Here is a 25,513-nt window from a genome sequence, read left to right as displayed (position 1 = left end):
CTAACTCCCTGGAGTAGCTGAACTTTCCTTCAGCAAGGTTCAGCATGGCTTCAGCATCCCTGAGACAAAATAATCTCATGACTAAAGACAACGCAGCACCCAAGACACCTAAAACACCCAAGAATGCCTCCCCTGAGGCAATTGAAGTTCCTGAAACTAAAGCAGAATCTTTTATTCGAATCCCTAAGAAGTTGGCAATTGGAGTGGGGGTAGCGGCTGCAACTCTCGGATTGATTGCTGGAACATCAATCATCTCCTTCGCGATTGCCGATAGGTCAGATGACAACGACCGCAGTTTTGCAGCTGAAGCACCAGTTGATAATTCCAACACCGCTGAGCAAGATGGCAGGAGCGCCGAAAATTCCGATGGTTCGATGGCGAATAGTGACGCATCTAACCAAGTCGTGGAGGAAGATTCCGCGAATCCGGCTCCAGGCAAAGTTGCGCCTGGAACCAAATCAAATGACGATCGGGGTTCACGCTCACCCGATAGAACCGGAACGATTGCGGAGTTTGAAGCGGCTCGTGACGCTGGCGTCAAAGCCGCTGGCGGGGGCTCTGCAGTTTCGATAGATCGTGATTCACGAGGTTGGGAAGTCTATGTTTACACGAGTCGTGGTGAAGTCGAGGTTCGTCTGAATGAGGCCCTAACAGTCACTGCAATCGATGAGCCAGATGCCAATGACCGCAACGATCCTGCTCCGCAGACAAACCTAAGTGGAAATTCCGTGAATAAAGCAATCGCAGCAGCCATCAGCACGGTCGGTTCAGGCGCTGCAACGGATGTTGCGGCATCTGATTGGGATCAAAGGCCCGGCTACACCGTGACCTTGGTGCTCGCGAATCTATTGGAGATCGATGTTTATCTTGACCTCAATCTAACCGTGACCTCGACCCGAGAAGACGACTGAACTCAAGAGGGTAAATTCTCAAACTTTGCGCAAATTGAGGGAAAGCGAAAGACCTCTTAGATTCGGTTGGGACCAAGACCAGCTGTTCTAGGAGGTCCTTCGCCATTCCAGGTTCGTTCTAGGACGCTAGCTATTCAGTCTCTCGGTGTCCATTGGAATAACACCTTCTTGGTATAGAGATTCTGCCAAGCGCTTGAGCGAGGTCAAAGCTACATTCTGAGTCATTGGCCCATAGCTGATTCTCGCAACACCCAAAGCTTCGTACTCGCTTGCGCTTAGGGAACCAGGCAAGCCGATAACACTCATTTTGCGAACGCCAATTCCCGCTACCAGAGTTTTGGTGCGCTGGGCGTCCAAAACCCCTGGCACAAATACACAGGTTGCACCAAGTTCCAAATAAGCCTGGCCGCGAGTAATTGCTTCGTTATCAGCCTCATCTGGGCTCAGGTTGCCCGGCTTTAGCACCGCATCGGTTCGAGCATTCAAAACCAAATCCACGCCCTCGTCCTGAGCTCCCAAAAGCAATGCGCTCATGCGCGCCTTGGACTTATCAAGCGACTCCATGCGGTCTTCAACATTTAAACCAACTACCCCAAGAGCCACCACGCGCCTGACGTTTTCTCGAACCTCGGCAAAATCCTCAGGGTCTCCCCCAAAGCCGGCGTCTAGGTCTGCAGTCACAGGCAACGAAGTTGCCGAGACTATTCGGCCTAGCGCCTGAACCAAAAGATCGAAAGGAATGTTTTGACCATCGGCATATCCATGGCTGGCTGCAATGCTGTGGCCGGCGGTAGCAATGGCCCTTGAAGCTGGATTTGCAGCAACCACCTTGGTGGTCACGGCATCCCAAACGTTAACTAGACGCAGAATCTCAGGGGCATCGTGAAGGGCTTTTAAAGTGTTTGCTTGGTTAGTCATGTTGTTGAGGTTAGACCACGGCTAGGTTTTTGCCAATTTCGATAGCGCAGGCAGCTCTCCGGGTCTAATTGAAAAGATCCTAATTGATCTAATCCAGTACTTTAATCTGATAACTTATGTGATTACGTATAATCGTAGTTATGCATGAAAATTCGGATTTTGAATCAAGACTCGCTTTATTGGAGCAAGCAATGCTCACTCTCCAAGGACAAAAATCCAGAGATAAGTCTCCGCCCGAGGTTTCATCGGAAGAAGATGCGTTTTGGGCCCTCGAGGGATTGCAGGTGCGCTCCCCTGAGGGTGGGGCAGTCCTCTACGCGGGATTGGTGGAGCTCCCAACCGGAGGGACCGTCCAGTGGCAATACGGAATTGGGGCGAAGGATCTATTCGACAAGGATTGGTCAGAACAAGCCGATGCACTTGCAGCTTTAGGGCACCCAGTCCGTCTAAAGATTCTGCAGGCGGTGCTCTCCGGTGAAACCACCGTCGCACAATTGGTCGAAAAATTAGATGCTGGAACTAGCGGTCAGGTCTACCATCACCTGAAAGAGCTGACCTCTAGTGGCTGGCTAGCGCCCGCCAAGCGCGGCACATATGAAGTGCCACCCACCAGGGTTGTGCCGCTCATGGCCATCCTGACTGCAATTGGCACGCCCGCTTAGGCCACTTGGATAGCTCCCGGTTTAATCACCAGAAATTAGCATCTCCAAGGGCCTGTTTGGCAATGCAATCCAGCCTTCTACCTTGGCCTTATCCAGCTGGCTTGGGTTTGGTGGTTCATAAAAACCAAGCGCTGCCGCCCGGGTTGCTAAAGCAGCAATAACAGCATCAAAGGCGTCGCAAGACTCCAGCATTAAAGACCTAAAGTTCGACAAGTCAAGCCACGGGGTCTTGTGCTGAATGGCGCCCAGCAGAAGTTCACGGGCCTCCTCCGTTGCTCGATAGCCCTTGGTGTCAAAGCCCCAGAGCCTCAGGGCCGCTCCAGGATAAACCTCAACTACAACCCCGGAGCCCGATCTATCGATCGGAATTCCGCTTTTTTGAAGCCTGCCCAATAGACCTGCCGCTCTCATTGCGGTCAATCCAAGCCTGTCGGTTGCAACACTCAACGGCCAGCGGCCGGAGCTGGCCCGCACCGCCCTGTCGGTCTCTCGATAAGACAATCTCCTGCGCCAATCCATCCCCCCATCTACAGCGTGATTTGGGGAATCTAAATCGGAGTGGCTCTTCAGAAACTCAATAAAGTCAATTGGCCAGCCCAGAGCGCAGTCGATACCGACTTTGTCAACATTTTGGCAAGCATCCACGATCGCTTCATCAGCAATGCCCAACTGCAGGCCTAGTAATTTGGCTCGGCCTGAGCCCCAGTCAATGATGGCAAGGGCGGTGCCCTTGGGCTCTGCGGCTAGATCTACTCCTGCGGTTAGCACGGATTAAGACTAACCAGCTAGTGCCTGCAAATGCCTCATATTCGGCAACTTGTGCGGCGCCATAATGGCCAAAGGAATAGATGGCTGTTTTGAGCTCTTGAACCCTTAGGTAAGACAAGGCTAGGAAGAAGTATTAAATGATTGTGAACCCGAGCGGCATCCACCACGTCACCGCATTGGCTGGCAACCCAGCTCTCAACGTGGCTTTTTATTCCAGGGTTCTTGGGCTCCGCCTAGTAAAGCAAACCGTGAATTTTGACGCCCCTCACATCTGGCATCTTTATTACGGTGATAACCAAGGAAGTCCTTCGACCCTGATGACGTTTTTCCCCTGGCCCGGCATAACCCCGGGCAAAGAAGGCTCCGGTCTCACCACCAAATCTTCATTCAGCGTCCCTCGCGAGGGAATCGGCTGGTGGTCAGATCGGCTGACCCAACTTGAAATAGAAAACACTCTCAGCAATGACGGACAGGAGATAACTTTTCGAGACTCTGACGGCATGCAGCTGTCGGTTGTAGCGACAGATTCGGATACTCGCAGTGGCTGGGATGGGGTCGGTTCAATCCCTCAAGAATTTGCCGTCAGGGGTTTGCACTCAGTGACCCTAAGCCAAAGAGTCATGGATCCAACAGCAGGTTTGTTAGTTTCCGATTTGGGCATGACGCACGAAAAAGACACCGATTCGGGTGCCACCTTCACCATGGGTGATGGTGGCTCAGGAGCTCAGGTTGAAGTTCTGGGTGGGGTCCTGGAACGCGGCCTGCAAGCCGGTGGCACAGTTCACCACGTCGCATTCAGGGCCCCGGACTTAGCAACAATGGAGTCCTGGCGTCAGGAACTATCGAGCCGAGGCATTGCTGTCACAGAGGTCTTAGACAGGCAATATTTCAAAAGCATCTATTTCCGCGAACCAGGCGGTGTCCTATTCGAGATTGCCACCGATTCTCCCGGGTTTGATATCGATGAGCCGCTTTTGGAGCTTGGTAAAAAGCTCAAGTTGCCCCCATGGCTTGAGCCATCTAGGGAGCAAATAGCCCTTTCGCTTCCGGAATTAGGATTAACGGATGGCTAACCCCAGCGACCTAACAAGACCGCACGTTTTTAAACCTGGTGGTGAGAAAGTCCTGATTCTTCTTCATGGCACCGGCGCCGATGAGCACGACCTTATGAAACTCGGCGAGCTTCTCAGCCCCGAGGCAACCCTTTTATCCCCCAGGGGCATGAATACCGCCGAAGGAATGAATCGCTTTTTTGAGCGAAATTCGGACGGCAGTTTTGTTCAGGAATCTTTGGCCGAGGCAATCACAGAACTCGGTAGTTTTTTTGAAATAGCGGAAAAAGAGTATGCGATAGACATCTCCAAGGCCTACGCGGTTGGGTTCTCCAACGGAGGCAACACCGCTTTGGCGTTGTTGCTGACCAACCCCGCTTCAATAGCCGGGGTTGTGGCCTTTGGGGCAACCAACCCGATGCCACAGCTCGCCAAGTTTCCAGATCTAACGGGGAAAAAAGTTTTCATAGCTAACGGCACCCTAGATTCTTATGCACCGGAAAAGGCCACCGAAATCCTTGTTGGGAAACTTATTGAGGCCGGTGCAAAGGTTTTATGGCTCAGCCACCCCGGCGGTCACTCGATCGCCATCGACCACGTAACTCAGATTGCAGGAATGCTCTAGAACCCTCTTAATGGGCCTCTCAGGAATAAAAAAGCACCTGTGAAGCTTTGCTCTGACATGGGCAAAAAGTCCTGTTAGAAGATTTGGAACTCAAAATGATCCCCGCACCGCTGGCGAAACTAGTCAGCAAATTTGACAACATGGTTATCGAATTCTCAGCCAAGATTGGTGTGCCTTTTCTAAGGTTCGCAATTGGAATTACCTTCATTTGGTTCGGGGCCCTGAAGATGATTGGGCACCTTTCCCCCGCTTATGATCTAGTTGCGGCCACGGTTTATTGGCTCACTCCAGAAATCATCGTTCCGCTTTTGGGACTTTGGGAAGTTGCTATTGGTGTCGCTTTTCTAATCCCAGCCCTCACCAGAATTGGGATAGTGCTTTTGGCCTTCCAGATGCCAGGTACCTTCTTACCGCTTGTTTTGCTCCCGGAGATTTGCTTCGAGGTATTCCCCTTCGGACTGACCCTCGAGGGTCAATACATCATCAAGAACCTAATCATCATTGGTTCGGCTCTGGTGATTGCCTCGGGGTTGGGTGCTATCAAGCAAAATACCGCCCCGACGGTGGCTAAGCCTCTCCAGGAAGCTAACTCAGCGGCCTAGAAGCGGTCAGCCGGTGAGACCCGCACGAGCGTTTCTCACCGGCTGACACAGCACACTTAGGAAGCGATAAATCGCCTTAGAGCTTCGAGCCTGCCAGCCCAAATCCGTCTTGATAGGGCGGCCTCTGGGGCAAATACCTCGGACGCATGATATGCGCCCGGATAGATTCTGAATTCGCAGGGAACACCCGCTTTGATTAAACGCAAGGCGAATTCAGCGTCTTCGTCTCGAAACGCATCCATCTCACCGACGTCGATATAAGCCGGAGGGAGATTAGCCAGATCTTCCATTCTCGCGGGGGCGGCGTAACCATCCGCAGGTTCTCCACCGAGATAAAGACCCCAAGCCTCAATGTTGCCGGCCCGATCCCAAATTCCGACCTCGGTCACATCATGGGTGGATTGAGTTTGATTTCGGTCGTCAATCATTGGGTAAATCGGCATCATGTATTTGAATTTCATGCCACTTTGATCACGAGCCATCAAACAAACGGCCAGAGCGAGCCCACCACCAGCCGACCCACCATAAATCCCAATATTATTTGCATCAATTCCGAGGTCCTTGGCGTTTTCGAATACCCACTGTGATGCCGAGAAGCAGTCGTTGACGGCCGCGGGATATGGATTCTCAGGTGCCTTACGATAATCGATCGAGAAAACAATGGCGCCGGACTCCGCGGCCAGCATTTGGGCAGTAGCAGCGTCACCTTGAACGCTTCCCAAGACCATCCCTCCACCATGGATATTTATTAGGGCGGGCATTGGCTCTTTATTTACAACCGGTCTATAAATCCGAACCAACTGCTCTCCAGTCGGACCCGGAATCAACCGGTCTTCCATGGTCACTCTTTGGTCAAGCTCTGGCTCAACTAGAAGTTGACCAACCACTGCTCTTCGCTTATCAAGATCTTCGATGGCATTAAACCCTCCAGGAATGGCCTGAAGCAAGCCCTCAAGTGGCTCACGAGATTCAGGATCTAAACGATTCCTCTGAACTGACATAAAAACCCCTTCGTTGCGGTTCTTCAAAATGCTAACTGAGAGACCAACACCCGTCAACGCAAATGGCTATCCAGCCTCCTGGCCAAATCGGGCCAAGCGTGTCAGATCGCGCGCGTCCTTGAAGCTCGGATTATGGGACTTAACTTTATAATTGCAATTATGAATCGAATTCTTGCGCTTGCCGCAGCCTCCCTGTTCGCATTATCCCTAAGCGGATGCGCCGACCAAACACCAACTACCCAGCTGTATACATGTGTGAACTACTCGGTTGAGCCAACCGAATTTACCCCTTATTGCGCCGATGCAGGGCAAGTATTCAGCGACATTGCATGGAGCAACTGGGGTAAAGACACTGCCACTGGAACCGCCACGGCCACCACAAACCTGTGTGACCCGGATTGTGTCTCGGGAAATTTTGTCCTAAACGATGTGACTTTGGTGCTGTCCAAACCGATGCAATACGAGGGCAAGACAGTTTTTAGCGAATTATCGGTTGACTATGCCGAACCAATAACGGAGCGTGAAGACCCCGAAACTCTCTCGCTAGTTCTTGGCCCCATAGGCTAATTCTGGAGCAGTCTCAGGCGCTCCTTTTTTCTGGTGAAGCCACTGAGACCAAATCACAAACGACAGCCACAAAACCTGCATTACCGCTATGACCCTTTCGGAAAGCCCGACAATGGGCTGACCCGGCTCAAGCCAGGTGAGCAAGAACCAAAGGGTTGTGGCTCCCATAACTAATGTTGCGCTAATCGCTGCCAGGGGTCTAAGCGACCAGTGGTAGCGCTTATCAAAACGCATTGACAAAAGCGGCCAAGCGGAAAACAACACGAACGCGATTGTTGCAAATATCACATGCCAATTTGGCGAAGGCGCGACCAATGCAGTTGGGAAGTAGGTGTAACCGAAACCCGAAATACCGGCTAAAAACAGTGCGACCCTGCCGGGCAGAGCGAGGGACTTCGCGCTAAAAGCGGCGATGAGCGTAAGGACTGATCCAGCTAGAAAAAAACTTGATTGAATCCACTTCACCGGGGAATCATCGGCAGCCAAGTCACTGATGGTCTTAGAAATTGGGTCGTATCCTTGAACCAGTGCACCCGAGATGCTCCAGCCGAGAACGTTTTGAAAGGGGCCGAGGGTTGCGGCAATGAGAGCCCATAAACCGATTAGTTGCAAACTGCTCCCCTTTATATTTCTGGCCTCAAGTCTGCACTACTTGTGAAACTTAAATTAGCTAGCTAAAGACAAAGTTCGTGGCAGCCGACGCGAGTTCAACTGCCAGGGGTCCTTTCCACAAGTTCTTGGCCTTGAATTGCCAATTCCCTATCCGCCGCATCGAAGACAAATTGCGAGTCTTGAGAGGTGAAGATAATCGATGTTCCGGCTTGAACCGTCAGGCGCAAAACCCTTGCAACATTCGCCCGCATGACGGGGTCGAATCCCTTCACCGGCTCATCTAGCAATAGGACTTTTGGTTTATGACTCAACTGCATGGCGATCGCCAAGGAGAGCCTTGTTCCAAAAGACAACTTGTTCGGGTCGGTTGCTAGTAGCTCAGGAGTAAGTTCCGTGTTCACACATATTGATTTGAAATTGTGTTCTGTGAAACCTGGCAAGACCTTGGCCACCTGATCTACGCGCTTGAGTTCCTCGCGAAGAGTTCGAGAGATAAAAAACCCCTCCAAGCTTTCGGGAACCAGGGCAATCAAGTCGGGCTTGGCTGCGGCCTCGAGTGTGACACCATAAATCTCTCTTTTAGCCGGGCCAAAGAAAATTGACTCTAAAAGGGCTGTCTTGCCGGAGCCATTGGGCCCCGAAATGGCCAGAATTTCGCCCTGCTGGACAGTGAAAGCCGTCTTTCCCAACAGTCTTTCGCCCCGGCGAAGTTCTTCAAATATAACCCGCAACACCTGGTGCTGATTTAGCTGCAATAGAGCGGGTTCTGGAACGATGATTTTGGGCCTCCAGGCTCCTTCTTCAAGGCCATTCTGCAGCTTTAGAAACCTAGGGCTCAAGACGCCGACTTCCCGAATCCGATGCTCGGCCAGGACCACGGTGACCCCTTGGCTAATCAGATCGGATAGCAAGCTAACTAATTGAGCGCTTGCCCTAGAATCCAGAGCTGCGAATGGTTCGTCAAGTAATAACGCTTTTGGTAGCGGGTTGAGTGCCCTAGTGATTGCCACGAAGACCGCTTCTGCCTGAGATAGGGAACTGATATGCAGCTCCAATAGATCCTGAGTCCCAAGGTAATGTTCCGTTACCCCAAAAAGTTCCTCGCCAACTAGCTCAGCCATAAAATACTCACCCGGCTCCTGGGGCACCAAAGAAACCAAACTTGAAAGCTCTGCGATGTTTTCATTTACCGATAATCCGAAAACCTTGATTTGACCGGTGACTTGTCGTCCATAAAACTTAGCGGCCAAACCGCAGCTTGCCTGCAGCAAGGTGGTTTTGCCAGAGCCGGTTGGTCCTGTTATTACCACCAATTCGCCGGCGGCAATTTGAAAACTCATCTTCCCCATATCCAGTCCAGCTATTTCGACACCATTGAAATCAATGGCGGTTTCGGAACTGGGGGTCGCGCTCTTTGCTATTAGGGCGAAGCGCAATCTAATTGCTTTTGCCCTTTGGGCTGATATCCGAAGTGTTGGCATCAACTTTCCCCCGCTATTTTCACCCCGCAAGCTTTTGGCATTTTTCATTCTGCGACTCGAGAACAAAACACGCTCGGGCCAAGACAAAAAGATCGCCAAGGCACCTAAAAATTCCTTGGCAAACCTAAATCTCTGGCTCAGCCTGAAAAGTAGATGGGGTGTGAGGAAAATCGAAAGAAGCGCGAAAGCAAAGACACCGAGCACAATGGGTATCGTGGCCACAGAGTTTTGAATGAGGCCTTCGAGGCTTACTTCTCCAAAAAGCGTGAGCTGGCCAAATGGCCCCATGAGCACAACCTCTGGAATCAGAACCAAGAGCGTCGCGCCCGCGGCGGAACCAATGATGACCGAATAGGCCAAGCTGAGGGGTAAAAAACTAAGCGCCAAAAGACCAGCAAGCAGGAGTTTTCGGGCTTTTCTAACCATTTATACGCTCGGGTTCACTCCGACAATTGACATAGTTGCTAACAATTGGCTCCTTTATAAGATATTTCAAGTCTATTAAGATTTCCAAATTCAAGGAGCCTGACTACCATTTTCACCGCTTCGGGAAATACTCAGGGGACCAACAGAGTTGGCATCAGCATGGAATTTTCTAATAAACGTATTTTGGTAGTTGGCGCTTCTGGTGCACTTGGGGCCACCATCACCTCCCAACTAATTGCTAAGGGTGCAACAGTTTTGGGCACTGCAAGATCCAATGACTCTGCGGGCAAGATTCCCAATGCCGTTGAGGTGCGACTTCTTCTTGATTATGAGAACAAGGACAGCATCACAACTTTGACTGATTATCTGAATTCCACCACCGAGCTGGATGGAATAGTGAATGCGGCTGGAGTGGTTGCCTTTGGAAAAGCGGTTGACACCCCCCAAAGCATCCTGGCCACCTTGATGCAAACAAACGCAATCGGCCCCATGCAATTGATTTCCGAATTGCAGCCAGTTCTTCTAGCCAGCGCTCAGCGCGGTGGTGAACCATTCGTGCTAAATCTCACAGGAGTTGTCGCCGAGCTGCCGATGGCCAACATGGCCGGCTACAGCGCTTCCAAGACGGCCATTGGTGGTTATCTGCAGGCGCTTGGAAAAGAGTGGCGCAGAGAAGGAATCAGGGTTTTATCAGTCACCCCCGGCCACACCGAGACTGGCCTTGCCACAAGAGCAATCTCAGGAGAAGCTCCGGCTTTCCCCCAGGGAATGACAGCCGATCATGTTGCGTCTATTGTTTTAGACGCTCTCGCAAACGATTTGAAAGAGCTTCCAGCTAGCGCGTTCTAACATTGAAGAAATATGTTTTGGTTTCAAGGCCCGCCAGTAACGTTGTTTCGATTGCGCTTTGAAACACGTTGGTCGGGTGAGACATTGGCTCCACAGCCAAAGACTGACCCGAAGATTCGAGAACGGTCATTGGTGGTCGATAGACCATGAGGTATGGCAGGTTGTCGCTTGCCTCGATCAGCACTGAGTGATTGTCAAATTCAATCCGAGCGTGATTGGCAACCACGCAGCCGTCAAATGCCTGTTCCGTGTGAAAGTCAAGCTCGAAAGCCGAATCTAGTTTTTGAGTGCCATTTGGAATCAGTCGCTCATCGGTCTTGATTAGCTCGGTTCCATTTGTCCGAAGCACAAATGGTCCCTCGGTAGCAAAATAGGGATGAAACCCAATTGCGAATGGAACAATTTGGCCGGTTAGGTTTTTTGCGATTGCCGTGACCGCTAGCCCCTGAGAGTTGAGCTCGTACCTGACCTGAAGGTCCACTGCGAAGGGGTAAACCTCATCTCCACCGAATTCATAGCCAAGTAAAACAAAAGCCTCGCCCCTCTCCCGAAGTTCCATCTTGCGCTTGCGCAAAAGCCCGTGATTGGCGTTACCGGAAGAATCTAAAACATCGGTTTTATACTCCTGACCAAATAACTCATAGGTGCCACCGGGAATCCGATTTGGCCAGGGTGCAAGCACAGTTCCGAAGGCGTATTGGCCCACGGATTCAGCGTTTGAGCGGTCTATAACGATTCTGTCAAATAGCGACAAAAACGCAAGAGAACCGCCAAAAAGCGAAATTACTGCCATACTTATTGAGCTCTCGGAGGTGCGAGAAATGGTTAGTTCGTCTTCGGAGTTTGATTGATTCACCCCCTTACTTTAGCGATGAGAATCGGAAAAGAGACTCGCAAGTGACCGGTAGTAAAATCGAGGCAAAGCTCTCCGATGGTAGGGACTTAATCTACTTTGACGATGAAGGTTCCAGTCTCCCCTCGATAAGAAAATCGGATCAGCGAGCCACAGAAGAGCGTCCAGAAACGGCAAACCTTCGATTTGACCCATTGAGCTCCGAGTGGATAACCATTGCGTCTCACCGCCAGCAACGTGCGTTTTTACCCCCGGCCAACGCTTGCCCGCTTTGCCCAACTACCGATTCCAATCCTTCCGAGTTACCCGATGTCTTTGATGTAGCAGTATTTGAAAATAAAGGCCCAGCATTTGGACCCGCCACGGGTCACATTTCTCACCCAGATGTTGATGTATTTGGTTTTTCAACCCAGGCGCATGGGCGCTGCGAAGTTGTGGTGTTCTCTCCCGAGCACCAGGGCAGCCTGGCTTCGATGTCGGAGAATCGAATCAGAACTGTAATCTCGGCCTGGCAGGATAGGACCGAGAACCTTCAGTCGCAGCCGGGAATCGTGCAGGTTTTCCCATTCGAAAATCGCGGGGAGGAAATAGGCGTGACCCTGCATCATCCGCACGGTCAGATATACGCCTACCCTTTTGTGACTCCCACGACCAAGAAGCTTATTTCGAGCATCGATAGAGTAGGAAGTGGCTTTTTCGATCAGCTTGCGAAGTTTGAATTTGGCTCCGATCGGGTGGTTCTCGAATCCGAAAACTTTGTGGCGTACGTGCCTTTCGCAGCTCGCTGGCCAATTGAATTACACATGATGCCAAAACGCCAGGTTCCAGATCTTGCGACCCTGAGCAACTCAGAGTCGGATGAGCTAGCCAGTTTTTATAAAAAACTGTTGCAGGGCATTGACGCACTTTATGAAACCCCAACCCCCTACATTTCCGCCTGGCACCAAGCGCCCATGATTGAGAACCGAGAGCGAGTCAGGCTCACCCTTCAAATCACCTCGCCCAGAAGAGCAAAAGACAAGCTTAAGTATTTGGCAGGGTCGGAAGCTGCGATGGGAGCGTTTGTCGGGGATGTCGCACCAGAAGCTGCCGCTAAGCGCCTGCGAGAGGTAATTTCTTGAGTCTAAAACTAGAAGCCGAGACCGGCTTTCAGGCAGCATTTGGTTATCCCGCAACGGGAGTCTGGTCAGCTCCTGGAAGAGCCAACTTGATTGGTGAGCACACTGATTACAACCTGGGATTTGTTTTACCGTTTGGTATTGATCGACGCACCTACGCCGCGATCTCTTTACGCGCTGACAAAATCTGCCGCGTGGCATCGACCATCGACACTCAGATCTATCAATTGGATTTAGCCGGGCAAAAGCCAACCGGTCTGGATTGGGCTTTATACCCACTGGGTATTGCCTGGATGATGCGTGAGCACGGCCAGCAGGGGTTTGACTGCTTCATTACCTCGGATGTTCCAGTGGGTGCCGGGTTATCCTCTTCGGCCGCCCTGGAGTGTTCTGTGGCCTTTGGCCTGAATGAGCTTTGGCAGGCCGGTCTCGAAAGAGTTGAGTTGGCTCGTATCGGTCAGCGGGCCGAAAACGAAGTGGTTGGAGCTCCAACTGGAATCATGGATCAGACCGCTTCTTTGATGGCCCAGAGCGATTCCGCGGTCTTGATTGATTGCCGGGACCTCACGACCACCAACGTGAAACTCGGTCTAAGCGAAAAGAACTTGGTGGTCGCGGTTATCGACACCGGAGTTGCCCACCGGCACTCCGATGGTGGTTACCGCTCAAGGCGCGATGCTTGCGAGCTAGGGGCCAAAACACTTGGGGTGTCATCACTCAGAGAGTTGGATATTTCCGACCTACCACGGGCAAAAGTCGAATTAGACGACCTCACTTTTCGCAGAGTAAGGCACGTGATTACCGAGAACCAAAGAGTGCTCGACACCGTGAGCGCACTTGCATTATCAAATTTAGATTCACTTGGCGAGCTAATGGCCCAGTCTCATGCATCCATGCGGGATGACTTTGAGATCTCCATAGACGAGCTGGATTTAGCGGTTGCAACCGCAATCGAATCCGGGGCAATCGGTTCTCGCATGACCGGTGGCGGTTTTGGCGGCGCCGCTATCGCAATTATTAATCAGGATGAGCTTTTTACTCTTGAGAAAAAATGCAAGTTGGCCTTTGCGGCCAAGGGCTATAAAGAGCCTCGGATTTTTGCCGTGAAGCCAAGCCAGGGTGCCCGCAAAGAGTCTTAGTCGGTTGGAACGACTTTGATTCCAGCATCCACCATTTGATCAATGGCGGCTTCGGTGCTGGCTTTTCCAACGCCCGCGGTGAGGCTAGCAATAACTCGAACCTCTAGTCCAAATTCTTTAGCGTCAAGACTCGAGGCCAAAACGCAATGGTCGGTGGCGATGCCGACAACATCTACCGACTCAATCCGAAGCCTTGAGATTAAATCTTGAATTCTCTCGCCCGAGTCCGTTACCCCCTCGAATATCGAGTATCCGTGCTGTCCCTGGCCCTTTTTGATGTGAATATCTATCAGAGACCGCTCTAGGTTTGGGTGATAATCGGCTCCTGGCTCCCCCGCGATGCAGTGCAGCGGCCAGGTATTGGTGAAATCTGGCTCATCACCCGCTTTAGGAAAATGACCGCCATTGGAGTCGTTGGGCGTGTGCCAATCCCGCGAGGCAATAACAAAGTCGTAGCCCTGAGGTTTCGCTTGCAGGTAAGAGGTGATGCCCTTGGCTACTTGAGCACCGCCAGCACAGGCCAGCGCCCCACCCTCGCAAAAATCGTTTTGCACATCAATTATAAAAAGAGCCTTTGTCATTATTCGTTCCCTAATTCGCCGCCGCAGTTATAAATGGCAAGCACCAAGTTATCCATCGCCTCGCGATTTAAAGTTGAAACAAATCCCAGGTTATAAACGGTGAAGATGAGCTTGGTGCCATCCGGGGAATCGGCGAACCCGGCGAGAGAATACCCAGTTCGAATCCAACCAGTTTTTGCAGTAATTTGACCGCTTGCCTCGGTAAGCCTGGAACCCAAAGAGCCACCGGATCCCGCGACCGGCATGCCGCTCAATATGGATTTGAAAGAACCGTAATCGGCATTTATCAAAACCAATAGATCATTCACCAAAGCAGGCGTCACACCGCTATTAGCAGATAAACCAGAGCCATCAATCACCCTAAAGCTTGTGAAGTCGAGACCCGTGTTCACTAGAGCGCGCTTATAACTCTCAGTTAGTGAGCTAGATCCCCCGCCGAGCCCAACATCGAGCGAGACGAGTCTTGCTAGTGCTTCACTCAAAGTGTTGTCACTCACCTTGAGCATATAGTTGATCCACTCACTGATTGGTCTTGATTCAACCTTCGCGATCTCTATCGCATCAGCTGGGGTCGTAGCCTTTTGGATTACCGCCTTAGAAGCACTCTCACCGAGTGCCTGCAGAAACCAGGTTCCGGCTCGGGCAACGGGATCCGCGCTTCTTTTTGAGTCTTTGCTCGCCGGGTTATCTCTATCACCATCAACCTGGAGTGCGGAAACTGGGGACATCCAGCCTTCACTTAGACCCCGAAGCTTGTCCCAATCTGGGTGATATTCACCGGCGGAACCTCCGAATAAAGTGCTATCAAGCACAATCTTTGAAAAAGTCTGGGTTCTCGACCAGCTCTTTATCTGCTTAGCCAGAGTGTCGAGCTTTGGCGCATTTCGATAGACCGACTGGGAGTTACCATCGGTCCGCGAAAGAGTCGGGTCGCCGCCGCCAACCAAATACAAAATACTTGAGTCATTAGCGTCCACATAAACCCGAGTCGCTACCTTATAGTCTGGACCAAGTGTTTCTAGAGCCGCTGCGGCCGTGAAGAGCTTTAACACCGAAGCCGTGCGGGCCGGGATGTTTGAGCCTCGATCAAATAGCACTTCGCCAGTCAACGCATCGCGCACCTGAGCCTGCAGAGTGAGGATGCCGTCAGCGCTCTCAGCTTCTTGCACCGAGCACTTTCCAACCTCGGAAATAATTTCCGAGGCGGTGGGCGAGGCGGTTGAAATAGGAGAGCTTGTGACCGGCTCACTAGCGGCTAAATTCTCCGGGCTGGGATCCTGACCCGAAGTCAGTGGTCCCCAGAAAATCACCGTTAGAGCCAGCAGGCCCACAACTAGGCCGCCTGATATGCCATAAAGTGCTTGCTTCACCAATACCTGCCTAAGCTTCTAGGTATGAAGTTTATGCGCCTTTTCGCAACCACGGCAGCTTTGCTGCTGATCACACCCAGCGCGAGTGCGCACGAGGAGCTGGTCGATTTTTCGCCAGCCGATGGCGAGGTGGTTCAGGCTGGGCTAGTGGAAATCTCTCTCGCATTTAGCGATGAGCTAATTAGCCTGGGCTCGGGTGGAGGCAATGAAATTATTATCACCCAAGTAGACACTGGCATTCTAGTAAATAACGGCTGCGCGGTTGTTGAGGGTAGGGAGGCGAGCACGAGGTTGGATCTTGACCAGCCCGGTGAATACAACATTGCCTGGCGAGTTGTTTCAGGAGATGGTCACCCGATTTCCGGGAGCCAAAGCTTTCTCATCGAGAACCAAAGCGATTATGTGGCAGAGGCCGGCTACCAATTTTTAGATTGCCCCAATGCCGTAACCCAGCTGGAGCTAACAGACAAGGCCCCAGAGGCGTCTAATTACTGGCTCCTTTGGATATCAATTAGTGCAGTGGCAGTTGGGCTATTTCTTTTTTTGCGGCCCAAGCGCAAATAGCCTCATCAGCATCGCAAGGCCCCAAAGACCTGCGGCGTAAATAATAACCTCGGGAGCCATTTCAAAACGTGCGCCCGCGGGAGCTGAGCTGAGCGAATAGGCAACATCTAGCGCCTGGCTAAACATAAAGCTAGCCACCAACGCAACCAGGGCAAGCTTGAAAAGCGCGGAAGCCCCTTTGCCAACCCTGGTGCCACTCCAAACAACCAGACCCCAAAGTCCGCCAAGAATCGCTGCACTGATAAGCATCAGTGCCAGATCGGGTTGATAAAAGTACTGGCTCAAAACGATGCCCGCGATACCAAATAGGCCAATAAGGATTGCTCTTATATTCATTAAGAAAAGCCTAATCCAGCTGGCAGAACTTATTTAGCGGTTCAACCTGGCCGGCAACCACAAAGGTTTGCCCCTTTGATAAAACGGTTTCAGGGAAGGCCGGCGTATACTTTCCGTCTCCTTGGTTGACCGCTACAACTGTGACACCAAATCTCGAGCGAATCTTTAGCTCAGCCAGATTTTTGCCATCGAAACTTTCTGGCACCATGCCTTTGAGCATTACAAAGTCCTCATCAATTGGAACGTAATCTAGCGATTCTCCAGACACTTGGTGCGCAACCCGACGACCCATTTCATATTCCGGGAACACCACGTGGTGAGCACCGATTTGTTCCAGAATTCTGCCGTGAGATTTCGAGTTGGCTTTCGCCCAAACCTGCTTGACACCGAGTTGTAGAAGCAGTGAGGTGGTAAGAATTGAGGCTTCGATGTCTGCTCCAATAGCGACCACCGCGCTATCCATATCCGCTAGACCGAGCTCGCGAACTGCTTCCTCGTCAGTAGTATCAGCCGTCACCACGTGGGTGAGACTTGAAGCCAGTGATTGAACTATCCGATCATCGGTGTCGATACCGAATACTTGGTGTCCATTTTTCACAAGTTCTAAAGCTAGCGAGGTTCCGAATCTACCCAGCCCTATCACCACCACGTTTGATGCGTGAAATGCCCTCTTACGCCCTGGTGCTTCTTTCTTAGCCATGATTTCCTATTCCTGAACTTGGTTAGAACTAACCAATTAGTGGTCTTTCTCTTGGATACTCGAAGTGACGCTTAGTTTTTCTCAGGGCCAAGGCGGTAGCGATGGATATCGGCCCCAGTCTTCCGATAAACATCAGCACCGAGAGCATGACCTTGCCTGGTTCGTGCAGATCTGCAGTGATGCCGGTTGAGAGTCCCACAGTACAAACCGCTGAGATAACCTCAAATAAGATTTTATCCAAACTGAATTCGGTTGTGAGTCGAAGAACAATGGTTGCGCTCAAAATTGCGAGCGAGGTGAGGCTGATAATCGCCAAAGCCTGGCGCTGAATCGAACGAGGCAATCTTCTATTACCAACATTCACAGCGGTTTCACCACGAATTTCGGTGTAGATGATGAAAATCAGGATCACGGCAGTTCCGATTTTGATACCACCAGCGGTAGATGCCGAGCCTCCACCAATGAACATCAACATGTCCATTCCCAGCCAAGTAGCTGGATTCAAAGCCGCAATGTCAACCGAGTTGAACCCAGCGGTTCTCGGCATCACAGCCGCAAAGACAGAGTTTATGAATTTACTAAGCGGATCCATTTGCCCAAGGGTGGCGGCATTATTCCACTCCAAAAGTGCCACGTATAAAGTGCCGAGCACCACCAACACCAGTGTGGACCAAAGAATAATGCGCGAGTTGAGGGACCACTGCGGCGGCATCGTGTAGGGCGCCACCTTCTTGCGCAGGCGATAAATGACCAATTTTAGCCGATCACGAATTTCGGCCAGGACCGGAAAACCAAGGGACCCGAGCATCGTGGCCATGAAAATCGGAACCAGTATCCAGCCATCGTCCGCGAATCCGATCAAGCTATCCGAGTAGAGCGAGAAGCCAGCGTTATTAAAGGCGGAGATTCCGTGAAATAGGCCGTGACCAAATGCCTCCGACACGCTATAGCCGTATTTAGTTAAGAATCTAAAAAACAGAAAAATAAAGCCGAGCGTTTGAAAGAACAACATCATCTTCAAAATGTTTAGAAGAAGAGTCTTCACATTCGGTGCAATTGCCGTTGCAGATTCGGAGGAGCTACTCAGTCGATTCTGCAAAGAGATTCGACCGTCCAGCAGATAACCAATCAGAGTGGCGAAGCCCACAATTCCAAAACCACCAACTTGAATCAGAAGTGCAATCACCACGTGACCAAACATGTTCCAGTGCAGTTGAGTGTCTACAACCGAAAGACCAGTCACGGTTACCGCCGAAACTGCCGTGAACAAAGCGTCAGTTATCGGAGTGGATTCTCCAGATTTGGTAGCCATCGGCGTCGACAACAATATGGTGCCCAAGGCGGCCACGGCCCCGAAGGCGATAGCCACCAGCCTTGACGGATGCATGGGCTTTTTTTGCATCGTAGAAATCAAAACAAAGCCTTGCCCTTTTCCTCTAAATAAGACTCCACAAAGATACTCCGAGTTGCTAGCTTTAGCGACCCCGCCAATCGGAAATTTTGATCGAATTGTTCGGCCTAGCATTGTATTCATTGCAATAAGGAGATCGAGGCCTCGACTTAAGTGTGAGGAATTCAGGAGCTCGAAAACTGCTTGTAATGCATATGGATATGCCAATTCTTATTTTCGACGGGGACTGTGCTTTTTGCAGTTCCAGCGTGAGAGTGCTTAGGCGAATGATTGGCTCGAAAAGAATCCACACTCAGCCCTATCAGCGGCTGGAACCGGCCTTATACGGACTCTCTGAAAAAGAATGCTCGGAGGCTTTAAGATTTGTGAGTGAAAGGGGCAAGTTTCAAGGAAGCGAGGCCGTTGCCCAGGTCTTAATTGAGTCAAAAACCCCATGGCTGATTGCCGGCAGAATCCTTAATTTGCCGATCATCTCGAGCTTGGCGAATCTTACTTACAAAAAGATTGCTGCGAATCGCGACAAGCTCCCGGGTGGCACACCAGAGTGCAAAATCTAGCTGGGTACCAGAGCTCAAATCGAACCGCTATCAAAATCGAGCCCTAGGCTGATGGCATGAAATGCAAAAAATGTGCGGCGACAATCTCTGAGTTTGATATTAGTTGCCAAAGCTGTGGCGCTCTAACCGCTACTACCCGAGACGACTTACAAAAAACCGATCCGCGATCCAGCAGGGCCATCTCTTGGGCCTTGATCGCAATGGGCGGTCTGGGGCTCGTCTTTGTCATAGCCAACAGCTGGACCGACTGGTATTCGGGGCTTGATTATGTTGCTCCCACGGCGGTCCTACTGGTGGGTGCCATCACCTTGATTATTTCAGCGCGCAAAAAGTAGCTAATAGCTAATAGAAACCGGGGCGATGAGCCTCGATATAAGTTTAAATTGACAAGAAGGTTAGGTAACCCTAACCTATTGGGGAATACAGAAAGTAGATGACCCTCCTTGTTTAAAAAACTCAGACTCAAAAAGACCCTAGCCTTTTCCGTTATTGCCCTTTTAGGGATTTCGCTATCCGGCTGTTCACCAGCGGATCAAGACCTTCAAGATGCCACGCTCACCATTTACTCGGGTAGAAACGAAGATTTGGTTCAGCAAGTAATTGATGACTTCACTGCAGAAACTGGAATCGCCGTTGAAGTTCGCTACGCCGGTGGAGCCGAGCTTGCCGCACAAATTCTAGAAGAGGGTGAAAACTCCCCGGCTGATATTTTCTTCTCCCAGGATGCCGGAGCCCTGGGCTCGCTATCCAAGGCCGGGCTTCTAAAGACAATCCCGCAAGAGCTTTTGGACCTAGTGCCAAGCGCTTATTCTGCCCGAGACGGTAAATGGGTGGGCATCTCAGGCCGGATCAGGGTCTTGAATTACAACCCTGAGAAAGTCACTGACCTGCCAAAATCCGTATTTGATCTTGCGGAACCTCAATGGAAGGGAAGAATCGCGATTGCACCAACCAACGCATCGTTCCAGTCCTTTGTGACCGCAATGCGCGTGCTGGAGGGTGAGGATAAAACCCTCGAGTGGCTCAAGGCAATGAAGACCAACGCGGTGCTATTCGAAAAAAACTCCGCCATTCTTGAAGCCGTGGAAGCCGGCACCGTAGATGCTGGGCTAATCAATCACTACTACTGGTATGCCAAGGGTAAAGAAGTTGGCATGGAGAACCTGAAGTCTAGAATCACCCAGTTCAAGGACCAGGATGTCGGCAACCTGATAAATGTCGCCGGCGTGGGCATGGTCCACGACTCAGCCGCCGCCAAGCTTTTTGTTGAATACCTTTTGAGCCAAAGCGCGCAGGAGTACTTTGCCAGCCAAACAAGCGAGTACCCCCTAATCGCCGGTGTCCCACAGACCATCAGCCTTCCTGCACTCGAGGAAGTCCCTGCTCCAAATATCGATCTGAGCGATCTAGATAGCCTCTCCGAGACGCTTGATCTGATTCGTGAGGCGGGACTCATCTAGAGTTCTATAAATGCGAAGGCCGCCATTTCTAGTTGTAGTACTTAGCCTTGGCGCAACCTTATTCGCAAGCCTGCCAATTGGTTATCTTGCAATCCGATTCATCGAGGGCCTGGATCAGGCCCTCGATGAAGTTTTTCGGTTCCGCACATTAGAACTCTTGGCTAACACTGGACTTCTAGTGCTCAGCGTCTCAATCTCGGCTTTTGTGGTCGGTTTTTCACAAGCCTGGCTAACAACTAGATCAAATATCAGGTTTGCATCAATGTTTGCGGTTTTGGCCGCGCTGCCACTAGCAATTCCCTCCTACGTCATGGCGCTTGGATACGTGTCGGTGTTTCCAGCCTTTTCGGGGTTCTTCGCCTCCTGGCTGGTCTTAACTTTGGCCACCAGCCCCTACGTGTTTTTAGCCGTCACCGCATCGCTTATGAGGGTGGACACCGCAGGCGAAGAGGTAGCTCGAAGCCTTGGCTTTGGCAGATTCTCGGTACTTAGAAAGGTCACTTGGCCGCAAGTGGCTCCGGCCGCCACGGCCTCGGTGTTGTTAGTTGCCCTTTACACCCTGAGCGAGTTCGGTGCGATTGCGATTCTTAGATACGACACCTTCACAAGAGCCATCTTCAATGCCTATCGCGGATCCTTTGATAGAACGGCAGCGGCAGCCTTAGCAATAATCCTGCTGCTAATTACACTGCTGGTGATTTGGCTGGAACGGCGCTACCGCGGGGTGAATCTTTCAAGCTCACGCGCCCTGGGAAAAAGAGTGCGGGTTGAGCTTGGAAATTGGTCTTGGATCGCACTTCCGATTCTGGTCTTGGTTGCGGCCCTGGGGGTCGGGTTGCCAATTGTGAGCCTCACAATTTGGAGCATCCAGGGCGGTACAAGCATTGACATAGGTCAATTACTGGAGGCCCTGTGGGGCTCTTTTAGCCTGGCTGGTTTGGCGGGTGTGGTCATCGGAATCTTTGCCACCGCGATTGCACTCTGGGCGGTTAGGTATCGCACCAAGCTCGGTGCTTTTATCGAAACACTGGCCTGGGCAACCCATGCGTTGCCGGCAATCGTGGTGGGTCTGGCTTTGGTATTTTTCGGAGCAAATATCACACCATGGATTTATCAAACGACTTGGTTACTGTTAATCGGGTATTTGATTCTATTTTTACCAAACGCTCTGGCGGCAATCTCCTCCCCTATCGCAAGGGTGCCAAGAAGTCTCGAGGACCTCTCGCAATCACTTGGCACCCCGGCAAATAGAACGCTTTTCAAGATAGTGCTCCCGATTGCTATGCCTGGAATTATTGCGGGCATGGCCTTGGTTAGTCTCACAGTGCTAAAAGAACTCCCAGCGACACTTTTGCTCCGCCCAACCGAGGTTGACACCTTGGCCACCAGGTTGTGGAGTGCGACTGAGAACCTTTCTTATAGCCAAGCGGCTCCCTATGCGATGCTTTTGATTATGCTTGCCGGGTTGCCCGCGCTGGCGCTAAATGCCCAGGCTCGCAAGGCAATTTCGGAGGTTCGAGCAAAATGACGCTGTTGAAGCTAAGCGGCCTAAGTAAATCATTTGGCGACACTCATGTTCTCAAAAGTATTGACCTAGAGCTAAAAAACCAAGAGCTTGTGGCAGTTTTAGGCGCTTCTGGTGCAGGCAAGTCAACTCTTTTGAGACTCATCGCCGGATTTGAAAGACCCACTTCTGGATCAGTAGAGCTAAACGGCGTGGAAATCTCCAATTCAAAGAAGGTCCTTGCTCCAGATAAAAGAAACATTGGGATAGTGCCCCAGGATGCGGCATTATTTCCCCACCTAAACGTTGCGCAAAACATTGGATTTGGTATATCAAAGTGGCCAACCGAAGAAAAAGCGGCCAGGCTGAAGCACCTTCTTGAACTTGTGGAGTTGACGGATTTTGCGGATGCTAGGCCAGAGAGCCTCTCTGGAGGTCAGGCGCAAAGAGTAGCGCTTGCCCGAGCGCTGGCTCCTAGGCCTGCGCTTGTTTTGATGGATGAACCCTTTAGCGCACTCGATGCCGAGCTTCGAGCAAGGCTCAGGCTTGACATTAGGGCAATCCTTTTAGCAGAGGGTGCTACAGCAGTTCTAGTGACACACGACCAAGAAGAGGCCCTTTCTTTGGCAGACAGGGTGGCAGTTCTGCGCAATGGAGAGATTGTTCAAATTGGCACCCCGACCGAAATTTATAACTCCCCGGTTGACATTGGCATTGCAACTTTTTTAGGCGACTCGGTTCTGGTTGAGGGTCAAGTAGTCAAGGGTAAAATCTCGACAGCGCTTGGTCTACTAAACCCAATGGGCAAGGTGTCGGATGGAGATCAAGGCCTAACCGCAATCAGGTATGAAAACTTCTATCTACTCCCGAATCCGGGAGGCGAAGGTGAGGTTATCGCCCAGGTGTTCTTTGGTCACGATGCAGTTCTTGAAGTCAAGATTGGCGATCTAGTTATTCGAGCCCGATCCAATGGTCCATTTGCGCCAGAGGTTGGCATGAGGGTCAAGGTCTGGGTTCGTGGATCTGTCAACTTTTACGCGAACTAAAACCTGGGGAAGCTGAACGGGGCTTCCAATCAAGCATCTATCGGGCAGCGACTCTAGTTTCGCCGGAGCTCAGGGCGTGGGCTTGTGATTTTGGTTTCCGAAATAGAAACAAGCTGAGCGTTATTCCAACGTAAAGCAGCCAACTACAGGCTGCCAACCAGCTCGTCTCAGGCTGGAAATTAAATATTCCTTTTGCCAATGAGGCAATCAAAGAGTCATCCGGAATTAGGGAGGAGAGATTAAACGCCAAGAACCCCTCACCAGGAAGGAGTCCACTCTCCTGCCATTCATGCACTCCGTATAAAAGAACCCCGGCGGCGACAAATATCAGGAAGCTTCCAGTGAGGTTGAAGAATTTCTTGAGATTAATCTTTACCGCACGACGGTAAAGCAAGTAACCCAGCAAAACAGCTGTCAGAATGCCAAAAACAAAACTTCCAACAGGAGTCGCGGTTGAGCCGGCTGCCTGGACCGCGCTGAAGAAGAAGAGTGCTGTTTCTAAGCCTTCACGGGCAACTGCAACAAATGCCATGGCACCTATGGCGACTACTCCGCCAGTAATCGCCTCCTCTAATTTCCCTTGCAATTCCTGGGAAATTCTGGAGCCGATATTTCGCATCCAAATGATCATCCAGGTGACCAGGGCGACAGCCGTGAATGCCATCGCACCAGCAAAAATCTCCTGGTCTCGGCTGGTTGCAAGGAGCCCGAACTGAGTAAAAGTGAGTAACCATCCAAAAGATAGCGAAAGAAGGACCGCCAGTCCTGAACCCAGCCAAACGTAAATAAGCTTGTCGGTGCGTCTCGTTTTCACCAAATAAGCCACCAGGATGCTAATAATGAGCACCGCTTCTAGACCCTCTCTCAGGCCTATCAAAAAGTTTGAAATCAATTAGTCGTCCTTGATTGTTTCTTAGATGGTTAGGCTAACCTAACTATCTGCCGGATTCAATCAATATTTGTATTTATTTTGGAGATTATTCCAAAATTAGAAACCAAAAGTCTTAGCCGGCTTTTTAATGGTCAAGACCCGAACTTTCGGGCAAGTAGGTGCGCACCAATTGCCGAGACCCTATTGGCGTCGATTTCTTAGTTTCCAAGCCTCTGATTCCCGGACCGAAAGCGCAACCAGCTGAATGAACCGTTGGGACTCCCCGGGAGGAAAGATTCGACAGACCCTTTACTTTGGACGGCTCGCTCGCGGCAGTCGATTTGCTCCAAATGCGGATTGCAGCGATGGTGCCAGCAGCTATCTTGGCAAGGGTCACGGCGGCGTTGCTAAGGCTACCTACCCCAGACACCAGGAGCCAACCCAAATAGTTGCCGCAATGCTCATCGCTGCCGATTCAAGCATTTCCATGTCCCCTTTGCGCAATTAGTTGGCATGTGTGGCAAGTTCTAGGTTCGTGGCTCAGCCAAGTTGTTCAATATGCAGCACTTCGGTCACCGGCTTTCTTGCCGAACGAGCCGGTGAGATTGCAGGATCTTGTTCGCCAACCGAGACAAAGCAGATGATTTCCTCGTAATCGGCTATGTGTGCGAGTTTTCGAAGCCTGCTGGCTTGGGCATTTATCTCAGACAAATTCATTGGGCAACTCGCCCAGCCTGATGCATGAATTGACAGCAGTAGTTGCTGCAGGAAAATCCCACCATCAATCCACATCTGATTGCGCTCCCTAGGACCCGCAAAGCTCCTGCAGTCGACGGTAATAAGAAGCAGAAGTGGAATTTTAGAGTTACCAGCGTTCCCGTTTTGCAAAGATAAAAGCTTTTCAATGTCAGTTTCTGCGCGATAGGCTCAAACGCTCCAACTTTGGGTGTTAGAAACACTCGGGCCGTACACCGCGAGCTGCATAATCCCCTCTAGTTCTTGATCTGTGGGGGCCAAATCAGAACCAAACGCCCTCACTGAGTGCCGGGAAACCAAAAGATGCTGAGCTTCGCTTGGCTCTCGAATTTCGGGAAAAGCTGGCCGAATGCCCTGCTCATTCCAATTCATATCCTCGGCCAGAATATGCTCAGCTTGATTCAAGAGATAATTGCCGAGTTCAGGGCAATATTGGGCGATAAGTTCGTTGATACGCGCCACAGGTTTAAGTCCAAAAGGCCTTCTCGGTTCAGGAAGTGCCAAGGCTCTTTCGATTAGATGAAGATCTTTTTGCAGATCTGCCTTGGCCTGGGTGAGGTTCGTGGGAGCTCGAAGCTGCCCAAAATACCTCGTTCTTCTGAGTCCGTCTTTTATTGATTCGATGAGAAATGTGGGCAGCTTGGTCAACAGGTAATTCGCCTCTATTCAATTCTTTCCTTCGATCTCACCCAGCTAGAGTGCCGAATTGGAAAAAAGCGTGAGCCTGAGCGGCCCTGATTCAGGCCGCCTAAATACTTTTGAGTCAGCTCGGC

Annotated in this window: 28 protein-coding genes and 1 pseudogene; 16 read left to right on the top strand and 13 right to left on the bottom strand. The window is 51.1% G+C overall.

Features of this window, described 5'->3' with window-relative positions:
* Window positions 1-77: 77 nt before the first annotated feature.
* Window positions 78-911 (top strand): hypothetical protein, encoded by an 834-nt coding sequence (locus BLP47_RS03560; RefSeq protein WP_091850443.1) that lies wholly within the window; start codon window positions 78-80, stop codon window positions 909-911.
* A gap of 126 nt (window positions 912-1,037) precedes the next feature.
* Here BLP47_RS03560 and BLP47_RS03555 read toward each other — a convergent pair whose 3' ends face one another.
* A complete protein-coding gene (locus BLP47_RS03555; protein WP_091850441.1) occupies window positions 1,038-1,829 on the bottom strand; it encodes an isocitrate lyase/phosphoenolpyruvate mutase family protein in 792 nt (263 codons plus the stop codon).
* A 140-nt stretch (window positions 1,830-1,969) separates the two neighbouring features.
* Here BLP47_RS03555 and BLP47_RS03550 point away from each other — a divergent pair, with 140 nt between their 5' ends.
* Window positions 1,970-2,491, top strand: coding sequence for a helix-turn-helix transcriptional regulator (locus tag BLP47_RS03550; RefSeq protein ID WP_091850439.1), 522 nt, complete (start codon window positions 1,970-1,972; stop codon window positions 2,489-2,491).
* Window positions 2,492-2,512: 21 nt separating this feature from the next.
* Here BLP47_RS03550 and BLP47_RS03545 read toward each other — a convergent pair whose 3' ends face one another.
* Entirely contained in the window at window positions 2,513-3,259 is a 747-nt protein-coding gene (locus BLP47_RS03545; protein ID WP_091850437.1) for a DUF429 domain-containing protein, read from the bottom strand.
* A gap of 137 nt (window positions 3,260-3,396) precedes the next feature.
* On the opposite strand from BLP47_RS03545, the gene BLP47_RS03540 reads away from it, so the two are divergent.
* From BLP47_RS03540 to BLP47_RS03530, 3 genes are all read left to right on the top strand, one after another.
* On the top strand, window positions 3,397-4,332 hold the full coding sequence (locus tag BLP47_RS03540; protein ID WP_091850435.1) for a VOC family protein: 936 nt from the start codon (window positions 3,397-3,399) through the stop codon (window positions 4,330-4,332).
* On the top strand, window positions 4,325-4,936 hold the full coding sequence (locus tag BLP47_RS03535) for an alpha/beta hydrolase (protein ID WP_091850433.1): 612 nt from the start codon (window positions 4,325-4,327) through the stop codon (window positions 4,934-4,936). Before BLP47_RS03540 ends, BLP47_RS03535 begins: the two co-directional genes overlap by 8 nt.
* 83 nt (window positions 4,937-5,019) lie before the next feature.
* Window positions 5,020-5,538, top strand: coding sequence for a hypothetical protein (locus tag BLP47_RS03530; RefSeq protein ID WP_197672390.1), 519 nt, complete (start codon window positions 5,020-5,022; stop codon window positions 5,536-5,538).
* A gap of 56 nt (window positions 5,539-5,594) precedes the next feature.
* On the opposite strand, the gene BLP47_RS03525 is transcribed toward BLP47_RS03530, so the two are convergent.
* Window positions 5,595-6,539, bottom strand: coding sequence for an alpha/beta hydrolase (locus BLP47_RS03525; protein WP_091852882.1), 945 nt, complete (start codon window positions 6,537-6,539; stop codon window positions 5,595-5,597).
* 132 nt (window positions 6,540-6,671) lie between these two features.
* Here BLP47_RS03525 and BLP47_RS03520 point away from each other — a divergent pair, with 132 nt between their 5' ends.
* A complete protein-coding gene (locus tag BLP47_RS03520) occupies window positions 6,672-7,106 on the top strand; it encodes a hypothetical protein (protein WP_091850431.1) in 435 nt (144 codons plus the stop codon).
* Here BLP47_RS03520 and BLP47_RS03515 read toward each other — a convergent pair.
* Entirely contained in the window at window positions 7,083-7,718 is a 636-nt protein-coding gene (locus BLP47_RS03515; RefSeq protein WP_157671453.1) for a DUF998 domain-containing protein, read from the bottom strand. The two genes, BLP47_RS03520 and BLP47_RS03515, sit on opposite strands and share 24 nt — an antisense overlap.
* 95 nt (window positions 7,719-7,813) lie before the next feature.
* On the bottom strand, window positions 7,814-9,625 hold the full coding sequence (locus BLP47_RS03510; protein ID WP_091850427.1) for an ATP-binding cassette domain-containing protein: 1,812 nt from the start codon (window positions 9,623-9,625) through the stop codon (window positions 7,814-7,816).
* Between the two features lie 159 nt (window positions 9,626-9,784).
* On the opposite strand from BLP47_RS03510, the gene BLP47_RS03505 reads away from it, so the two are divergent.
* Window positions 9,785-10,474, top strand: a complete 690-nt coding sequence (locus tag BLP47_RS03505; RefSeq protein ID WP_091850425.1) for an SDR family oxidoreductase — start codon at window positions 9,785-9,787, stop codon at window positions 10,472-10,474.
* Here BLP47_RS03505 and BLP47_RS03500 read toward each other — a convergent pair.
* Entirely contained in the window at window positions 10,461-11,330 is an 870-nt protein-coding gene (locus BLP47_RS03500; RefSeq protein ID WP_091850423.1) for a hypothetical protein, read from the bottom strand. The two genes, BLP47_RS03505 and BLP47_RS03500, sit on opposite strands and share 14 nt — an antisense overlap.
* A 41-nt stretch (window positions 11,331-11,371) precedes the next feature.
* Here BLP47_RS03500 and galT point away from each other — a divergent pair, with 41 nt between their 5' ends.
* Together galT and galK are read left to right on the top strand one after the other, a co-directional pair.
* Complete coding sequence (gene galT / locus BLP47_RS03495) at window positions 11,372-12,448, top strand: galactose-1-phosphate uridylyltransferase (protein ID WP_091850421.1); 1,077 nt, start codon at window positions 11,372-11,374, stop codon at window positions 12,446-12,448.
* Window positions 12,445-13,584 (top strand): galactokinase, encoded by a 1,140-nt coding sequence (gene galK, locus BLP47_RS03490; protein WP_091850419.1) that lies wholly within the window; start codon window positions 12,445-12,447, stop codon window positions 13,582-13,584. The genes galT and galK overlap by 4 nt, the downstream gene beginning before the upstream one ends.
* Here the strand turns inward: galK and BLP47_RS03485 are convergent.
* Window positions 13,581-14,165 carry an isochorismatase family protein gene (locus BLP47_RS03485; RefSeq protein ID WP_091850417.1) on the bottom strand — a complete coding sequence of 195 codons (585 nt, stop codon included), beginning with the start codon at window positions 14,163-14,165 and terminating at the stop codon, window positions 13,581-13,583. The two genes, galK and BLP47_RS03485, sit on opposite strands and share 4 nt — an antisense overlap.
* Window positions 14,165-15,535, bottom strand: coding sequence for a D-alanyl-D-alanine carboxypeptidase/D-alanyl-D-alanine-endopeptidase (locus BLP47_RS03480; RefSeq protein WP_172807173.1), 1,371 nt, complete (start codon window positions 15,533-15,535; stop codon window positions 14,165-14,167). Before BLP47_RS03480 ends, BLP47_RS03485 begins: the two co-directional genes overlap by 1 nt.
* A 24-nt stretch (window positions 15,536-15,559) precedes the next feature.
* On the opposite strand from BLP47_RS03480, the gene BLP47_RS03475 reads away from it, so the two are divergent.
* Window positions 15,560-16,099, top strand: a complete 540-nt coding sequence (locus BLP47_RS03475) for a copper resistance CopC family protein (RefSeq protein WP_091850413.1) — start codon at window positions 15,560-15,562, stop codon at window positions 16,097-16,099.
* On the opposite strand, the gene BLP47_RS03470 is transcribed toward BLP47_RS03475, so the two are convergent.
* Genes BLP47_RS03470 through BLP47_RS03460 form a run of 3 tightly spaced genes read right to left on the bottom strand, consistent with a single transcriptional unit; the run spans window position 16,067 to window position 18,537 of the window.
* Window positions 16,067-16,435, bottom strand: a complete 369-nt coding sequence (locus tag BLP47_RS03470) for a hypothetical protein (RefSeq protein WP_091850411.1) — start codon at window positions 16,433-16,435, stop codon at window positions 16,067-16,069. The genes BLP47_RS03475 and BLP47_RS03470 overlap by 33 nt on opposite strands.
* A gap of 10 nt (window positions 16,436-16,445) precedes the next feature.
* Complete coding sequence (locus tag BLP47_RS03465; RefSeq protein ID WP_091850408.1) at window positions 16,446-17,135, bottom strand: TrkA family potassium uptake protein; 690 nt, start codon at window positions 17,133-17,135, stop codon at window positions 16,446-16,448.
* 28 nt (window positions 17,136-17,163) lie between these two features.
* Window positions 17,164-18,537: a TrkH family potassium uptake protein gene (locus BLP47_RS03460; RefSeq protein ID WP_249883392.1), complete on the bottom strand. Its 1,374-nt coding sequence runs from the start codon at window positions 18,535-18,537 to the stop codon at window positions 17,164-17,166.
* Between the two features lie 197 nt (window positions 18,538-18,734).
* Between BLP47_RS03460 and BLP47_RS03455 the strand changes: the two genes are divergently transcribed.
* The 5 genes from BLP47_RS03455 to BLP47_RS03435 all read left to right on the top strand — a co-directional run bounded on the left by BLP47_RS03455 (window position 18,735) and on the right by BLP47_RS03435 (window position 23,113).
* Complete coding sequence (locus BLP47_RS03455) at window positions 18,735-19,103, top strand: DUF393 domain-containing protein (protein ID WP_091850406.1); 369 nt, start codon at window positions 18,735-18,737, stop codon at window positions 19,101-19,103.
* Window positions 19,104-19,159: 56 nt separating this feature from the next.
* Window positions 19,160-19,438: a hypothetical protein gene (locus BLP47_RS03450; RefSeq protein ID WP_091850404.1), complete on the top strand. Its 279-nt coding sequence runs from the start codon at window positions 19,160-19,162 to the stop codon at window positions 19,436-19,438.
* A 108-nt stretch (window positions 19,439-19,546) separates the two neighbouring features.
* On the top strand, window positions 19,547-20,563 hold the full coding sequence (locus BLP47_RS03445; RefSeq protein ID WP_091850402.1) for an iron ABC transporter substrate-binding protein: 1,017 nt from the start codon (window positions 19,547-19,549) through the stop codon (window positions 20,561-20,563).
* Between the two features lie 10 nt (window positions 20,564-20,573).
* On the top strand, window positions 20,574-22,091 hold the full coding sequence (locus BLP47_RS03440; RefSeq protein ID WP_091850398.1) for an iron ABC transporter permease: 1,518 nt from the start codon (window positions 20,574-20,576) through the stop codon (window positions 22,089-22,091).
* Complete coding sequence (locus tag BLP47_RS03435) at window positions 22,088-23,113, top strand: ABC transporter ATP-binding protein (protein WP_091850396.1); 1,026 nt, start codon at window positions 22,088-22,090, stop codon at window positions 23,111-23,113. Before BLP47_RS03440 ends, BLP47_RS03435 begins: the two co-directional genes overlap by 4 nt.
* A gap of 37 nt (window positions 23,114-23,150) precedes the next feature.
* Here the strand turns inward: BLP47_RS03435 and efeU are convergent, their stop codons facing one another.
* Window positions 23,151-24,005 (bottom strand): iron uptake transporter permease EfeU, encoded by an 855-nt coding sequence (gene efeU, locus BLP47_RS03430; RefSeq protein ID WP_091850394.1) that lies wholly within the window; start codon window positions 24,003-24,005, stop codon window positions 23,151-23,153.
* A gap of 244 nt (window positions 24,006-24,249) precedes the next feature.
* On the opposite strand from efeU, the gene BLP47_RS03425 reads away from it, so the two are divergent.
* The gene (locus BLP47_RS03425; protein ID WP_091850391.1) at window positions 24,250-24,492 is read left to right on the top strand and encodes a hypothetical protein; all 243 of its coding nucleotides are present in this window, start codon (window positions 24,250-24,252) and stop codon (window positions 24,490-24,492) included.
* A 32-nt stretch (window positions 24,493-24,524) separates the two neighbouring features.
* Here BLP47_RS03425 and BLP47_RS08640 read toward each other — a convergent pair.
* Window positions 24,525-25,202 (bottom strand): annotated as a pseudogene (locus BLP47_RS08640) (nitroreductase family protein).
* Between the last annotated feature and the right edge of the window lie 311 nt (window positions 25,203-25,513).

Source organism: Candidatus Aquiluna sp. UB-MaderosW2red, from assembly GCF_900100865.1.
Lineage (GTDB): Bacteria > Actinomycetota > Actinomycetes > Actinomycetales > Microbacteriaceae > Aquiluna.
Note: the sequence above shows the minus strand (reverse complement) of the source record. Positions and strands in the feature narration are given on the sequence as shown.

Excerpts from the sequence above, each read along its gene's own strand:
- BLP47_RS03460 (WP_249883392.1), bottom strand. The coding sequence starts at position 18,537 with ATGCAAAAAAAGCCCATGCATCCGTCAAGGCTGGTGGCTATCGCCTTC.
- BLP47_RS03555 (WP_091850441.1), bottom strand. The coding sequence starts at position 1,829 with ATGACTAACCAAGCAAACACTTTAAAAGCCCTTCACGATGCCCCTGAG.
- BLP47_RS03550 (WP_091850439.1), top strand. The coding sequence starts at position 1,970 with ATGCATGAAAATTCGGATTTTGAATCAAGACTCGCTTTATTGGAGCAA.
- BLP47_RS03465 (WP_091850408.1), bottom strand. The coding sequence starts at position 17,135 with ATGGCTAAGAAAGAAGCACCAGGGCGTAAGAGGGCATTTCACGCATCA.
- BLP47_RS03425 (WP_091850391.1), top strand. The coding sequence starts at position 24,250 with ATGAACCGTTGGGACTCCCCGGGAGGAAAGATTCGACAGACCCTTTAC.
- BLP47_RS03435 (WP_091850396.1), top strand. The coding sequence starts at position 22,088 with ATGACGCTGTTGAAGCTAAGCGGCCTAAGTAAATCATTTGGCGACACT.
- BLP47_RS03505 (WP_091850425.1), top strand. The coding sequence starts at position 9,785 with ATGGAATTTTCTAATAAACGTATTTTGGTAGTTGGCGCTTCTGGTGCA.
- BLP47_RS03485 (WP_091850417.1), bottom strand. The coding sequence starts at position 14,165 with ATGACAAAGGCTCTTTTTATAATTGATGTGCAAAACGATTTTTGCGAG.
- BLP47_RS03475 (WP_091850413.1), top strand. The coding sequence starts at position 15,560 with ATGAAGTTTATGCGCCTTTTCGCAACCACGGCAGCTTTGCTGCTGATC.
- BLP47_RS03540 (WP_091850435.1), top strand. The coding sequence starts at position 3,397 with ATGATTGTGAACCCGAGCGGCATCCACCACGTCACCGCATTGGCTGGC.
- BLP47_RS03535 (WP_091850433.1), top strand. The coding sequence starts at position 4,325 with ATGGCTAACCCCAGCGACCTAACAAGACCGCACGTTTTTAAACCTGGT.
- BLP47_RS03470 (WP_091850411.1), bottom strand. The coding sequence starts at position 16,435 with ATGAATATAAGAGCAATCCTTATTGGCCTATTTGGTATCGCGGGCATC.
- BLP47_RS03525 (WP_091852882.1), bottom strand. The coding sequence starts at position 6,539 with ATGTCAGTTCAGAGGAATCGTTTAGATCCTGAATCTCGTGAGCCACTT.
- BLP47_RS03440 (WP_091850398.1), top strand. The coding sequence starts at position 20,574 with ATGCGAAGGCCGCCATTTCTAGTTGTAGTACTTAGCCTTGGCGCAACC.
- BLP47_RS03450 (WP_091850404.1), top strand. The coding sequence starts at position 19,160 with ATGAAATGCAAAAAATGTGCGGCGACAATCTCTGAGTTTGATATTAGT.
- BLP47_RS03510 (WP_091850427.1), bottom strand. The coding sequence starts at position 9,625 with ATGGTTAGAAAAGCCCGAAAACTCCTGCTTGCTGGTCTTTTGGCGCTT.
- BLP47_RS03455 (WP_091850406.1), top strand. The coding sequence starts at position 18,735 with ATGCATATGGATATGCCAATTCTTATTTTCGACGGGGACTGTGCTTTT.
- BLP47_RS03560 (WP_091850443.1), top strand. The coding sequence starts at position 78 with ATGACTAAAGACAACGCAGCACCCAAGACACCTAAAACACCCAAGAAT.
- BLP47_RS03520 (WP_091850431.1), top strand. The coding sequence starts at position 6,672 with ATGGGACTTAACTTTATAATTGCAATTATGAATCGAATTCTTGCGCTT.